Raw genomic sequence first — 13,989 nt, forward strand, 5'->3', positions numbered from 1 at the left:
CGGTTCTCGTCGGCCGCGCCGTCGCGCAGTGTCCACCCGGACTGCGGGAGGTGTCGCCACCAGCGGGGGGTGAACAAGTGCCGGGGCGTTTTGGCGAGCGGGGCTGCCCAGCGGGAGGCGGGGTGCGCGACGGCGGCCGACAGCGCCGCGGCGTGAGGTCGCCAGTCCACCGGCCGGCTCCTTTCCCTGTGATCCTGCGCGCCGGTCAGTAGGCCGGGTTGCAGGCTTCGGTCTCGGCCGGCGCGCAGTCGCTGCCGTCCTGGTTCGGGTTGCAGGCGGTGGCGGTGCGTCCGGCCCCGCCCGGGCGGGGGATCGAGGCGGCGAGTTCGGCCCACCGCTCCCCGGCGAGGATCTGCGCCAGCGGGGCGCGCCGGACGTTGCCCGCAGTCATCATCGTGGCGGACATGACGCAGCCGGCGACCGAGCCGTCCGGCAGAACGGCGGCGCGGCCCCGGGCGCAGTGCCCGCACAGCTCCTTCATGCCGCCTGCCTCCGCGCCGCTCGCGGTGGCGGCGCGGCCCAGGGCGCGCACCGGGATGCCGTCGGCCAGGGCCCGGGCGATGTTGGCGCGGGTGCGGGTCCAGGAGCCGCGGCGCAGGGTGATGGCCTCGTGCTCGGCGGCCCGGTCGCTGTAGTAGCTGGTCGCCAGGGACACGCCGGGCTGCCGGAGCACCGGCCACAGGCGCTGCCTGACGTGGATGAGGTTGGAGAACACCTCCACCCGCAGCCTCCGGGCGAGGGCGAGGTCCACCAGGTCGGGGAGCGCGGGGTGCAGGGTCGGCTCCCCGCCGATGAGCTGCACCTGCCGCACACCCGCGTCAGCGGCCTGCCCCAGGGCGGAGCGCCAGTCGTCGACGGTCATCTCCCCGTGCCCGCCCGCCGGGCCGGAGCCGTTGTAGCAGGTCGTGCACGCGGCCTGGCAGGCCCGGGTCAGGTCCAGCGCCACGCTCCGCAGCCGCACGCCGACCGCTGGAGTCGTCGCACCGGGCGGTCCGAGGGCCACGGTCATCGGCGGTCCTTCCTCGCAGGATTCGCTTCGCCGACCGGATGCAGCACGGAAACGCACCCGGCGGTGACGTTCACGCTACCCACAGTCCGCGCCTCGCAGGGCCTGAACCGGCTGATCCGCCGGGCGCCGGTTTCCAGCACCGACCAGGACGGGCCACTTCAGCGGTCCGGCCCGGTACGGGCCGCTGAAATGGGACAATTCCCTGATGAAAAATCAGATTGCAAGCTTTGCAAGGTTGTTGGCCGCTATGGACGACCGGGTCAGAGCCGACCTGCTGGCCGCCCGACCCGCGGCCCTGCAACCGCCCCTGCCCCGCACACACCCTCGTTCTTCCGCTGCCCAACGGCCGCCGACCAGCCGCGCTCACCACGCAGGAGTAGCCGCCGCATCATGTCCGCCCGCGTTGTCGGCGTCGGGGATTTTCGGCGCCGCAGGATCCACGCCGGGCCCCCACGACTTCACCTCCACCGGTGTCCATGACGCCGATCGCCCTACAGGTAACCTGTCCTTGGCTGACAGCCCAGGGCCCGAGCCGAGCGAAGGTGCCTGCCGGAGCGAACTGGTTGTGCCACCGGACCTCTATACCGCTACCGGCAGGGAGAACCCGTGCACTCCGGCAAGAGCCTGAGCGAGGCCCAGCAACGGGCCCTGGTCGAAGCGCTCGGGCACCCTCGTCGAGTGCTGAATCTACGGATGGCCAAGACCGGCGAAGCGCTCAAGCGGAACCACCTGGCTGTCTACGCCCCTCCCGCTCACGGGCGCGGCGCCGAATGGCGACTCAGCGACGAAGGCGTCCGCCTCGCCCGGACTCTGGCCGACTCTCAGGACCACGAAGTTCCTGAAGAACTCGACGCCCCCCACGGCCCGGGCCTCCCGGAATCCGTCAACCGTGACCTCAACGCCCTGCGCACCGTGGAGAACAGGCTCCGACGCTACGTCGCAGAGCTGGATTCGACACGGACTCCCGAACGGCTGCAGTCGGCGGCTGTTGCGGCACGGATCTGGGACATCCTCGGCGACGCTGAGGCCCGACTGGTCCGGACAGACACCTTGTGGACCGATTGGCGCGCCAGCATCCTCCTCGCCCTTCCCGAAAGAGCCGACAAGCTCCTAGGCATGGCAGTGGAAGGCGGGGGCTGGGCGGACCGCAGTGCTCTCGGCAACGGCATCCACCGCAACTGCAACATGGGGACAGTCCGACGTGCCGTGGCCCACGGCGCGCGTCTTCGCTGCTGGCCGGCGGACATCGACCCCCCGATCGCACCTGTCTACGAGAGCAGCCGTCAACGCGCCCTCCTCGGCTACCAGATGCAGGCTGACCTGGTGCCTGTCTTCCGGGCCGCTCTCGCAGAGAACACTGGAATCCGAACTTAGGAATATGCCGTCGGCTCGGGCACTCCGGCCTTTCGGAGCCTCCTATAGCCCGGAAATCAGAGGAAGTTGGCTCCTGCCAACCCGCATGCGATGGCTGGCAAGGGCCCGCGGATCGGATTTTCGGGGCGCGGGTGCAGAACGGTCACCGCGACCACGGATTCAGCCTGCTTGCCGTGCTTCGGCGGTGGCCTCACGATCCGCCCGACCACCAGGCATACCTCGAGGTCGTCGAACGCGCCCAAGAGACCTTCGAGATCGCGCTCGCCCGTCGACGCCGCGACAGAGGGTATCTACCGGCGTTTGATCCTGGTAGGTGATCGCCTGCAGGCGCTGGAGCTTGGCGCACAGGCCGTCAGACCGGGCTTGGAGGAACTGGTCATGGTGCCAGGCCGCGGAAGGCGAGGACCGCCTGGGCGTCCGGGAGAGGACGAAGGTATGGGCGATACCGTCCACGTCATTGAGCCGGTGGCCGCGCACCCACATGCTTCCGCTGCCGCGCTCCGTGGCGACCCCGGTGCCGCCGTTCACATCGAGTACCGCACTCCGTCCCGCATCCACGAACGTGCAGCCCTGCGCGGGCCCCGCCTCGGCCACCATGACCGCCTCACCTCCGACGACCACACCTCGTACCCCGTGGACCTGCACGCCCTCCTGCTCGTTCTTCCGCTGCCCGACGGCCGCCGACCTGCCGAGCGCACCGCACGGGGGTAGCCGCCGCATCCTGCCCAACGGCTTCGCCGGCGAAGGGGACCCGACCCTGGTGAAGAGCGGACACGGGGATCAGCCGGCGGGCGCGCGGCTGAGTGGTCCCGCAGCCCGCGTCGGCGCGGCCGGACCTGAGGGAGCGTCGTACGCGGGCCGCGCCGAGGGCGCAGCCAGTGTCCACTGTTGGAGGAAGTGCGGGTCGGAGGGCTGCGCTTCGGGCAGGGGCCGTCCGTCGGAGACCAGCTCGGCGCGGGTGACGAGGTGGGCATGGCTGCGGGTGGCCGGCCCGGACAGGTGCGGGCACACCGCCCGTGCCAGGTCCACGCACTCCTGGTGCAGCGCGGCCTGCAGCACTGTGCCGTCGGGTGTGGCCAGCACCCATGCCTGCTCGGGGAGGAGGTCTGCGCACACCTGGCAGCGCCATTCGGCGTGGGCACGGGCAAGGAGCCGGGCGTCGATGGCGCGCCACCACACCCGGGCCGCGGTCCACGGGGTGATCCAGGGCACGGGGAGGCCTTGGCGGGTCGGCCGGGGCAGTCCGGTGACCGGGGCGAGCAGCATCCCTGCCTCTTCCAGCGCGCTCCACACCGACTTCTCCATGCCGAAGAACGCGCACTGCCCGTTGCCGCAGGCGAAGACGGCGGCGTCGGGGTCGTAGGCCAGCTGCTCGGCGCACTCCTGGCAGGCCGGTTCGGGCTCGACGGTCGTCATCCCGTCACTCTCCTGCTCGTCGAAGGTTTTCCGGGGGCCGGTCGCTACAGCCACTGCGCCGCGGACGCGGCCGGTAGGCAGGGGGCGGTCCAGCAGGTGCTGGTGACCTGGGTCCAACCGGTGAGCCTGGCCGGGTCGGCACGGGCGGCGGGGTCGATGGTGTAGCCCACCGCGGGCAGGAGGCTGATCGCCTCCTTGAGGGGCGGAACGGGCCGGGGCTCCGGGCTCGCGGCGACCAGGTGGTGCCCGGGGCTGTTCGGGTCGGGGACAGCGAAGGTGTCGGCCGGGCCGAGGTCGAGCGTGTCGACGACGACCTCGGGGCCCGGTGCGACGACGATCAGCTGCCAGCGTTCCCGGTGCACAGATAGCTCGGCCATGTACAGCGCGGGCAGGCCCGCGTGGTCGGGGTGCAGTGCAGCCGGAGCGTGCTCGGTCAAGAACTCTCCTTCGGCCCGTACGGATTGTCGTCCCCCGCTCGTACCGGGCTTGGGTCCGCTCTGATCGTAGAGGGCGCGGTGCAGTGGAGGTGGGGCGGGAACCCGGCCCGACTGTGGACAGAAGTTCCAGGTCACACCCATGTGGCAACTTCGACTCTGTCAAGGCTGGTTGACGCTGTGCCATCTACCTGCTGCGATCGGCGCTGGTGAGAAGCACGGTCCGCTCCGGTCCCATCTACGCGATCTGTCGCAAGCTGCTCGGTCGCCAGCCCACCGACAAGGCGAAGTCGGGCAAGCTCTGCCACGCGCGCTGCCTTGAAAAGCCCGTCAAGACCGGTGGAGGCAGCTCTACTCCGTCCCGGACCCCGTCGTGCCGCTCCGCAGGAGAGGCCCGTGACAGCAGACCAGCAGATGGTGCGCCAGTTGCCTGCGGCAGGACGGACCGCGCGGACGCTCACCAACCGCAGCCGCGCCCGTCTGCCGGAGAACTTGCAGGTCGACCGCTTCGACGGCCCGCCGACGGTGTCCAAGCAGCCGCCAGCCTCACCGGTCCGACGCGCGAGCGGCCCCCGTTCCGACGTGCCCGGTGTGCGAACGTTCCGAGGACCGCGCGAGCCAGAGCACCTGACGGCTGGGCCCACGCCAGCTGTGTCGACCCCGGAGGCCTGGCGCCCGACGGCCGGCGCCAGGCGGGCAGCCGGAGCGAGCTCGAACGCAACAGGACAGCTGTGGAGTCCGGTGAGACGTTTCGCGGCCACAAGCTGAGCACTTGGAGGCGGGGCGGCTCCCCGCCCAACACCCGCGAGTCCCGCCGGTGACGGTGGCCCGCTGACTGCGCCGCGCGGGCGGCGGGGGATCGGCCGGCGTGCGGGAGAGTGGTTCTGCGGTTGGGCACGGCGGCGTTCCGGGTACGAAGGTGGCTGGCCTGCGTCGGCGCCCGTGTTCGCAGCGGACTTTCGCGCAGGACCGGGAGCAGGGCGGCGTCCACGTTGTTGGGCCAGGCGCAGCCTAGGATCACCGCAGCCACCGAGCCGAGGTCGGCCGGGGCAGCAGCCCGGCCGACGAGTCCGTCACCGGCAGACGAGGACGTGGACCCAATGGCCTGCGACCGGTTCTCCCTCCCGGTCCGCCAGAGTGTCACCCGATCGAGGGCGGGTGGTGGGCACCAGCCGACTGCGGGCACCCACCGGGCGTAGGGTGCGGCGGCATGGAGACCTGGGGAGAGCTGGCGGCCGCCGCGCGGGCGGACGGCATCGGGCAGGTGGCGGCGGACGCCGTGGTGATGGCCGATGGCGGCGGCGTGCTGCTGCTGCAATCAGAGGCTAACGGCGGCTGGACCGCCCCTTCGGTGGCGGGCGCCGGACCGGACGGCGGGTCGGTGGCCGCCGACCTGCGTGCCGAGGTGCTGGCCGCCAGCGGGCTCGCTCTCGGGCCGCTCACTGGCCCCGAAGCCGCGTACGACACCCGCTCTGCTGACGGCGGCTCGGCCGCGGTGGTGCGGCACTACCTCTACCGCGCGGCCGCGCCCGAGCCGGGGCTGGGAGACCTGCACCTCGACCGCAGCCGCTACCGCTTCGGCGGCTTCGCCGCCTGGCCGTCCCCCTCCCGCCCGCTGGCGGACGGCGCCCTCGCCGATGCCCTCGACGCGCTGTTGCGGACGGCCGAGGGGCGGGCGGCGCGGGAGGCGCTGTTCGTCGAGGTGCCCGGCGGCCGGGCGGAGGTGGTGGCGGGTGCCGTCGACTACGGCCACTTCACACTCCTGCTCGCCACCGGTCCGGAGGCGCTGGCGGCGGCAGTGGTGCCGGAGGACGGCCGGATCGCGGCCGGTGCGGGAGGGGCGGTGGTGGCGGTCCCGACGGCCGCGTACAGCCAGGAGGAGGCGGTGTTCCGCGTCGCCCTGTGCACCGGGCCGCAGGAGGGACCGGGCGCGCCCTGGACGCCGCTGGGCGCCGTCCCCGTCCACCTCGATCCCGTGTGCGGTGTCATCCTCGCGTCGACCGTCCACGGCGCGCTGCTGACCGTGCCGGTGGGCGCCGACGCGGCGAGGCGCCACACCCTGGCGGTGTGGCGGCTCGCCCGGCCGGACGGCGCTCAGGGGGACCTGTTCGACGTCCGGCTCTGGCCCGACTACCCGATCTCCACCCAGTAGGGATCGCCGTTGAGGATCCGGTCGGAGTTGTAGTAGGCGACGAGGCTGCCACCGGCGGACAGGTTCTGCGTCTTGGGCACCGGCCGGACGCTGAAGTTGCCGTTCGCGTACCCGGCGCCCTCGTACGAGGACGCGAACGGGTACTCGTCGCACTGCAGATCGGTGTCGAGGGTCCCGAACTCCTGGTCGCACGTTGTCGAGACGGTGGAGCGGTTGAGCTTGTAGCGGGTCTCCTCGGCGCTTCCCGGGCGGGGGTAGAGGCGGTGCAGCGGCTGGCCGCTGGCCACCCCGCCCGGGATGGCCTTGTCCGCCTTCGCCGGGCGCGTGTACACCGGGGTGGCCTGCGCGTCGTAGATGTGCAGCGCGACAGCGGCGTGGGCGGGGTTGGTGCGAGAGTAGGCGTTCATGGAGCCGATGGTGTCCGGGAAGAGTCCGGCAGTCGGCTGGCCGGGGATGTAGGTGGCGGAGTCCAGGCGGACGGGCTTGGAGGCGATCTCACCCCAGATGGGGATGTCGGAGTGGGCGTTGGCCTGCGCCGTGCACCGGCTGATCTTGTCGTCGCCGTAGCCGTTGCTGTCGGTGTCCCAGACCTCGGCGGTGCCGGTCATGCCGAGCTGCCACAGCAGCTTGCGGGTCGGGGCGGAGTAGACCAGCGAGCAGGGGCCGTTGCTTCCGTCGTCCCCGCTGTACCCGGCGGCCGTCCAGCCGACCACGAGGTCGGTGTCGACCAGGACCAGGCCGACGTCCTGGAAGTTGTCGAACCCGATGTCGAACAAGACGTGCCGGTCGTCCGTCTGTCCGCGCCCGGCGATGGTGCAGCGGTAGGTGGTCACGCCGGTGACGATGCCGTCGGTGAGGGAGTAGTAGCCGCAGGTCCCCACGAAGCACCAGCCCCAGCGGGAGAGCTGGGCGCTGATCGGGGAGGAGGGGTTGGGGTAGAGGGAGCGGCAGTAGTCGAGGGTCGGGGCTCGGTTGTCACCGCTGGCGGCGGCCATCCCGGCCGGGGCCGGGATGGCGGCGGCCTTCGCCGACTGCGCCACTGCGGCCTTTTCCCCGGTGTCGTGCAGCGTCGGCGGCGTGGGCGCCTGCTGGCTGCCGGCCTTCGCCTGCAGTTCCGCCTTCGTCCCGATGTACGTGCCGATGGGCAGAGGGTGGGCCGGGTCGTAGGCCAGGGTGTAGGACTCCTTCGCGGGCGCGGCGTGCGCCGTCTGCACCGTGGTGGTGAGGAGTGCGAACAGGGCGAGGACCAGGGCAAGGAGGGCGATCGGGCTACGCGCCCGCACACCTGCGTGCATGCTCTAACTCCCTTGCAGAGCAAGAATGTTGGTGCACGCACTCTAGGGATGGGAGGCTGTGCCCGCCAGAACTCCCCCGAATCGAACGGGCGATCGGCGAGAAACAGGTGCAGGCAGGCCGATTTCCAGCCACCCTCGCCACCTGCCCGCACGCCTGAGCGGCCCGGACGTCCATGGCCCGCCGGGCGGCTCAGCACAGAGTGGTCTGCTCGAAGTCGGGCAGGCCGAAGTGCGTGATGCAGGCGGGGTCCAGGCCGGCCTCGAACAGCAGGCGCGCCTCGCGGGCGTTGCGGACGAAGACCCGCTCACGAAGCAGCTCGGGGCAGCGCCCCACCAGGGACGGGCAGGGGCGGATGACTCCGAACAGCCCGTACCGGCTCCCGCCCGCCCAGGCGGCCACTCCATAGGCGTACTGCGGCGAGAGGGCATCTGGGTCGATCTGCGCCCGGGTGGTCAGCGTCGTCCACGCCTCCTGCTCCACGGCGGCCGCCAGCTCCGCCCGCTGCGCTGCGGACACCTCCGACCACCAGGCTCGGCCCGCTGCCAGATCGGCCGCCTGCTGCTCCTCGCGGCGGCGCTCTTCCTCCTGCTCCTGCAGCCGGCGCTGCTCGGCGTCGTGCTCCGCCCGTCGGCGCTCCAGCGCGCGTCGGCCCCGGGAGATCAGGGCGCTCAGGTCCCACTGGAGTTCCTGGTGCTCACGTCGTGCCTGCCGGTGGTGCTCCTCCCGCTCCCGCTGGCGGGCCGCGGCCTGGACTTCCTCCTCCTTGCGCTGCTGTTCGAGTTTCGCCTCGCGTTCCAGCCGGGCCTGCTTCAGCTCGTCCTGGCGCTGCCTCATCGTTTCGTGCTTGGCCTCGGCGTGCCGGGAGGTACGGCTGGCCCACACCAGCGGGCGTTTGGCGAAGTCCTCGTCGGCCGCCCGGCGCACCCGCCGGTAGCGGGGCAGGACCTGGTGGACGGTGAGACCGCCGGTGTGGACCCAGCGCACCACGTCGGCCAGCGGGGACGGCACGGTCTGCCACCGGCCGGCGCGCGGGTCGAAGCCGGCGACTCCGTCGTCGACGCGCCATCTCCCGTCTGCGGGGTCGACCCGCACCGACGGCACCCGGCCCATCCAGGCCGCTGCTTTGCGGCTGGTCACCCAGCACACCTCGATCCCGTCCCGGGCGTAGCGGTCGGTGCGGGCCCGGATGTCCTCGACGGTGATCGGTGACAGCTGTGCTTCCCAGGCGATGCGGCGGCTGCCGTCGGGTGCGCAGGCCATCACGTCGGCGCGCCAGGATCCGTCCGGGGCGCCGACTTCGAGTTCGGCGTGCCAGCCGCTCGCGCGAATGGCCACGGCGAGCTCCAGTTTGGTCAGGTGGTGCTCCATCGACTCCTCGGCGAGTTCGCAGTGTTCGGGCCGGCGGCTGTCGTGGGCGAAGTGGGCGAGTTTGCGGGAGGAGCGGCGGGCGTGGACGCCGTGACCGCAGTCGGGGCATGTCAGGGCGATGCGGGGTCTGACCTTGTGGACCGACTCCCATGCCAGGCCGCATCCCAGGTCGGGCAGGGTGGCGTCCAGGCGGCCGGCGTCGGGGTGCAGAGCGGTGAACACAACACCTCCATTCGCTGAAGGTCGCCCCTGGTGCAGGACTCGCAGTGCTGGAGTACCAGGGGCCTCTGACAAAGACGCCGCCTCTTGCCGCTTTTGCCCGCCCGATCGGCACGTCAGCCGTCGGCCTCCCTTCGCCCGGTCCCGGCTCAGCCCTCTGAGGCGGCGACCGCGGCGAGCCGCCCGGCCTCGATGATCAGCTCGGCTGCGTGATGCCAGTCCTCGTCCCCGCGCGAAGGCGTGTTCCGGGCCTCGTACAGCCGCTCGGCTGCCTGCCTGGCGGCGGTGGACTGCGGGGTGTCCGGGCCGGACAGGTCCCGCAGCGGCTCCTGCTGCGGCCAGCCGCCGCCGTACCAGCCCCTGATGTCGTCGGAGAACTCCTCGGCCACGCCGAAGTCCAGGTCCGGTCCGCCGAGGACGGCGCAGGCCACCGCCGCGATCTGTTGCGGGTCGGTGCTCTGCCCGGCATGGCACAGCGCGATGTACGCCGCGTAGAACGGCGCCTGGGGCTGCCGTTGCTCGCACCAGTCGAGGCAGGCGCGATCAGCCTCGTCCAGCGCCGCCTTGAGTTCACCCAGAACGTGCGGTGGCGCGTTGCGGGCGTGGTGGACAGCCCGGTCGGCGCGTACGTAGGCAGCGGTCAGCAACTCGCTCCGCCGGTCGATGTCCATATGGCGCTCCAGGACGGCCGCGGCCGGCTGCTCGCCGACGATGCTCAGCAGCGCGGCGAGGAACGCCTCTGCCTGCCGAGGTGATCCCGGCTGCAGCGCTTGGGTGGCGCGCAGGGCTGTGGTGTACGGCTCGCCGGTGGTGGCCTGGCGGGCGCGCGCGTTGCGGGCGGCGGTGGACTGCTTCTTGGGCACGGTGATTTCGATCCCTGGCGGCATCCCACGCCTGCCGCCGAGGTCGGGGACTCGTTGGCGCGCGGGGTCCGTGGGCCCTTGGCCGGTCGTCACCGTAGGCGTGGGCACCAGGTGTCGGCGGGTGGCAGTTCGCGTCAAGCCACGGTCAACATAGCGCACTGCAAGCTCCCCATGAGGTGCAGCGGCGGCGTGCCTGCGCGCCGGGAGCGATCAGCGCTCAACCCCTTCTGCGGCCTGACCCACCTGACAGCTCCAGACGCCCGTTGCCCTGGCCGGGCACCCTCGGGGTGCCTGGATGGCGCCTGCGGGCCGCGGGTCCTCGCGGGTCCGCTCCCCGCAGCGGGGCACGGGGCGCGGCTGCGGAACGGGCGGCACTCCGGCAAGGCCCAGGGCCGGGTGAGAACTGTGCCGGGCGCCGTTCCAGCGGGATGGGGCCGGTCGCGGAGGAACCACGTCTTCGCGACGTCAACCTGATGTGACGCTCCGTGACATGCGTGGGGTAGTTGGCGCTGTGCTCCGCGGGTGAGAAGCACGGCCCGTTCGGGTTCTACCTGCGCGATCTGCCGCAAGGCGCTCGGCCGGCAGCCGACCGCCAAGGCGAAGTCGGGCAAGCTCTGCCACGCGGGCTGCCTGGCGAAAGCCGTCCAGGCCGGTGAACGCGGTTCCCCTGCGCCGCGAACCGGCTCTCCCGTTCCGCCGGCCCGCCCCGCCCCGGCGGGCGAGCGGGCGGTGCGCCAACTGCCCCCAGCCGGCCAGACCGGACGGAAGCTGACGAACCGCAGCCGCGCTCGTCTGCCGGAGAATCTGCAGATCGCCCGCTTCGACGGCCCTCCCACGGCCTCCAAGCAGCCACCCGCCTCACCGGTGCGGCCCGCATCCGACCCCGCTCCGACGTGCCCGGTGTGCGAACTCCCCCGAGGGCCGCGCGAGCCCGCCGCCGAGACACCTGACGGCTGGGCCCATGCCCGCTGCGTCGACCCCGGAGGTCCAGCGGTCGGTGGCCGGCGCCAGAAGGGCGGCGCAGGCAGCGAGTTCGAGCGCAACGGGCAGCCGTGATGGCCGGTGAGACGTTCCGGGGCCACAAGCCGAGCGGCTGGAAGCTGGGCGGATCTCCCTCCAGTACCCGCGAGCCCCGCCGGTGACCGCGGTCCGCGCAGGTCGCTACTCGGGTTTGTGAACGGTGCGGGGCGGGCGCAGCGGGAGGTCGGAGTACCGCCGGTACCGGGGCTTGAGGGGGACGTCGCGGTGGTGCGGGCACGGAAGGCCGGCTTCGAGGTGGCGGCGGTGCTCGCCGCTGGGCGCGAAGCAGTGGTTCTGCGTGCCCTTGGTCTGGATCACGAGGCCGTACTGCGGCTCGGGCCTGGGAGCGGGGATCACGCCCTGATCGGCGGGCGGAGCGGCCGGGCGGCGGGGGACCTCGCGGTCGGTGACGACGTAGACGGTGTCGGAGAGCGGCTCGGTGCTCGGCGCCGGCTTCTTGCCCTTCTTGGATCTGGTGCGGTTGTCGGGCCGCGGGAGACGGACCTCCTGGATGACGGCGGCGACGTCGTGGGGGTCGGGGTCGGTGAGGCGGTCCCAGGTGGCCATGAGGGTCCGCAGCCAGGGCAGGAGGCCGGCGTCGGCGTCCTGGGCTTCCTGGGGCAGGTAGGCGCCGATGGGCACCACGGTCTGCGCGCACCAGGCGAGCGGGACGTCACGGTCGGTGTGCGCCGCGTAGAAGGTGACCCACAGCCACTCCCGTGACGACGTGGCCACCAGGGCCGCGTTCCGGTGCTCGGCCGAGGACCCAGGTTCGGCGCAGGTGCCGTGGAAGTAGGCCCGGCGGTGGGCGGGGTCGGGATGCGGGTGCCGGTGCTTCCACACGGGCCGGCCGAAGGCGGTGACGGCTTCGTGCGGCCGGGCGTCCAGTCGTGGTTCCCATCCGGCGTGCCACTCTCCCCAGGAGACGGCGACGACCGGCTGGTCGGGGAGGGCGGCGATCGGCCGGGCGAAGCCCATGAACCCGGTGCGCGTGGGAAGGCGCTCCCAGGTGACGGGCAGGTCCCGCGGCTGGTGCCGCTGCGCGGTGGCGAGCCGGGTCAGGCGCTCGTTCAGGTGGTAGACGCGCCCGTGCTTCAGGCGGGCGCTCTCTTGGCCGATGACGATCTGGGCCGCGGTGAAACGGGAGGCGACCGCAGGGGTGAGGGTCATGCGGTCGATGCCCCCGGCCAGGCGGACCGCGGTCTCCGGCGAGTCGAACTGCCGCAGCATGCGGTTGCGCCAGCGCGGGACGCGGGAGGCGACCGGCTGCTCGTAGTCGAAGTCGGCGGGGTCGCCGTCGTAGGGCCGGCCGCCGGGGAGCGGCTGTGGCGGCAGGACAAGCGAGGCGGGGTCCTGCGTTGGGAAGAACCCTTCGGTGTCGGCCTGCCAACGGCCGGGCAGTGCATGGGTCTCCAGACCGGCCATGCACATCGCGGCCATCTCGGCGGCCATGCGGACGGCGGGGGCTTCCAGGTGCCGGGCGGCCGCGAAGCCCTTGCGCAGGACCTTCATGGTGGCCGCCTGGTGGCCGCGGCGCGTGATCTGGGCCGTGGCCGCCTCGAGGAGGTCCACCACCGCGCGGGCGCTCTCCCATTCCAGGCCGGCGGCCGCGTCACCGCCGCGGGCAGCGCGGTCCTCGAAGCGCTCCCGGTCTGCGGCACCGGACAAGGACAGCAGGTCCGGGCGGCCATCCGGGCGGCGGGTGTCGTCCGGGCAGGCCCGGTTGATGTTCGACAGCAGGACACCGACGATGTTCGGGACGCTCTTGTCCGCCTGCAGGACCTCGGTGACCGCGGCGACCAGCTCCCAATCGCCGGTCCGTGCCGCGTCAAGCACCAGGGAGAGGAATCCGAACATCCGCTGGTCCGCATCCGGATGCTGCTCGCCGGCGCGGATCTCCTTGCTCAGTGCGTTCAGGCCGTCGATCCGAGCGAGCTGCTGCGGATCCAGACCGGCGCCGGTGCCGTTGCTCCGGCGCGCCTGCCCGCCGATCCGGTCCGCGGCCGCGCGCTGGAGTTCCTCCAGGTCGACCCCGCCGCGGCGGGCCTCGTCCAGGACTTGGTCGACCACGCTGCGGTCGGTGACTCTGTCCAGGAGCGCGGCGATCCGCTTGTTCTGCGCGAGCGTCTCGGCTGCCGAGCCGTGCAGGACGGGGACGCACGCCTGCGCGAGCAGGCGCAGCACGACTTCGGAGATGTCCCGGTCGTCGCGGAACTGCTCGGTGTAGAGCTTGCGAAGCGCGGGTCCGCGGTCTGCGTCGGACAGCGGTTGCGCGACGTCGGCGGCCTTCTGCATCACCGCGCGGGCCCGCGGGCCCATCTGCCGCACACGCGCAGGTGCTGCGACCGTGGGGTTGTCTGCGAGGTGGACCTCGTGGAGGTCCTGCGCGCGGGTCAGGGGCAGGGCCCCCATGTCCGGTGCCCCGCCTGCCGTGCGGCCTTCGGGCGGTGCGTTGCGCGTCAGTGCGACGGTGAGCACCGCAGCGGCGCCGGCGTCCGTTCCTGCGGCGCGCGCCCGTTCGACGAGGGTGTGCAGGTCCTGCTCGTTGCCGTCGGCGGCGGCCTGGACGAGGTCGCCGACGAGTCTGGCAATCTCGGCACCCGGGCCTTGGGCCGGTTGGAGTGCGGAAGGGAGCGGGGCGGACGCCAACGGTGCGGTTCCTCACGGTGGGTGGAGGTCGGCTTCTCCATTGTGGAGGAGATTCCGGCCGGTTCGGTGGTGATGATCGAGACTGACCGGTTCTGTTCGGCTGGCGCCTCTCGTCCCGCCCTGGCTCGGGCTCCTGCGCCGGCGGGGGTGGTAACCGCACTGCGGCGCTGCGCGCGGCTCGGCGAGACC

The 13,989-nt window shown here is 72.5% G+C and carries 10 protein-coding genes; 3 read left to right on the forward strand and 7 right to left on the reverse strand.

Going from position 1 to position 13,989, the window contains the following annotated elements:
- Positions 1 to 205: 205 nt before the first annotated feature.
- Positions 206 to 1,009, reverse strand: coding sequence for a radical SAM protein (locus ACIP60_RS25430; protein WP_400688093.1), 804 nt, complete (start codon positions 1,007 to 1,009; stop codon positions 206 to 208).
- A gap of 606 nt (positions 1,010 to 1,615) precedes the next feature.
- Between ACIP60_RS25430 and ACIP60_RS25435 the strand changes: the two genes are divergently transcribed.
- Positions 1,616 to 2,383: a hypothetical protein gene (locus ACIP60_RS25435; RefSeq protein ID WP_400688095.1), complete on the forward strand. Its 768-nt coding sequence runs from the start codon at positions 1,616 to 1,618 to the stop codon at positions 2,381 to 2,383.
- 435 nt (positions 2,384 to 2,818) lie between these two features.
- Positions 2,819 to 3,094 (forward strand): hypothetical protein, encoded by a 276-nt coding sequence (locus ACIP60_RS25440; RefSeq protein WP_400688097.1) that lies wholly within the window; start codon positions 2,819 to 2,821, stop codon positions 3,092 to 3,094.
- Between the two features lie 69 nt (positions 3,095 to 3,163).
- On the opposite strand, the gene ACIP60_RS25445 is transcribed toward ACIP60_RS25440, so the two are convergent.
- A complete protein-coding gene (locus tag ACIP60_RS25445) occupies positions 3,164 to 3,799 on the reverse strand; it encodes a hypothetical protein (protein ID WP_400688099.1) in 636 nt (211 codons plus the stop codon).
- 44 nt (positions 3,800 to 3,843) lie between these two features.
- Positions 3,844 to 4,236: a hypothetical protein gene (locus ACIP60_RS25450; RefSeq protein WP_400688101.1), complete on the reverse strand. Its 393-nt coding sequence runs from the start codon at positions 4,234 to 4,236 to the stop codon at positions 3,844 to 3,846.
- A gap of 1,207 nt (positions 4,237 to 5,443) precedes the next feature.
- Here ACIP60_RS25450 and ACIP60_RS25455 point away from each other — a divergent pair.
- Positions 5,444 to 6,385 carry a hypothetical protein gene (locus ACIP60_RS25455; protein ID WP_400688103.1) on the forward strand — a complete coding sequence of 314 codons (942 nt, stop codon included), beginning with the start codon at positions 5,444 to 5,446 and terminating at the stop codon, positions 6,383 to 6,385.
- On the opposite strand, the gene ACIP60_RS25460 is transcribed toward ACIP60_RS25455, so the two are convergent.
- The 4 genes from ACIP60_RS25460 to ACIP60_RS25475 all read right to left on the reverse strand — a co-directional run bounded on the left by ACIP60_RS25460 (position 6,364) and on the right by ACIP60_RS25475 (position 13,800).
- A complete protein-coding gene (locus ACIP60_RS25460) occupies positions 6,364 to 7,680 on the reverse strand; it encodes a NucA/NucB deoxyribonuclease domain-containing protein (RefSeq protein WP_400688105.1) in 1,317 nt (438 codons plus the stop codon). The two genes, ACIP60_RS25455 and ACIP60_RS25460, sit on opposite strands and share 22 nt — an antisense overlap.
- Positions 7,681 to 7,870: 190 nt before the next feature.
- On the reverse strand, positions 7,871 to 9,271 hold the full coding sequence (locus ACIP60_RS25465) for a competence protein CoiA family protein (protein ID WP_400688107.1): 1,401 nt from the start codon (positions 9,269 to 9,271) through the stop codon (positions 7,871 to 7,873).
- Between the two features lie 146 nt (positions 9,272 to 9,417).
- Complete coding sequence (locus ACIP60_RS25470) at positions 9,418 to 10,131, reverse strand: hypothetical protein (protein WP_400688109.1); 714 nt, start codon at positions 10,129 to 10,131, stop codon at positions 9,418 to 9,420.
- Between the two features lie 1,161 nt (positions 10,132 to 11,292).
- Positions 11,293 to 13,800: a hypothetical protein gene (locus ACIP60_RS25475; RefSeq protein WP_400688111.1), complete on the reverse strand. Its 2,508-nt coding sequence runs from the start codon at positions 13,798 to 13,800 to the stop codon at positions 11,293 to 11,295.
- Between the last annotated feature and the right edge of the window lie 189 nt (positions 13,801 to 13,989).

This window comes from Kitasatospora sp. NPDC088783 (assembly GCF_044750705.1).
In the GTDB taxonomy this organism is placed as follows: Bacteria; Actinomycetota; Actinomycetes; order Streptomycetales; family Streptomycetaceae; genus Kitasatospora; species Kitasatospora fiedleri.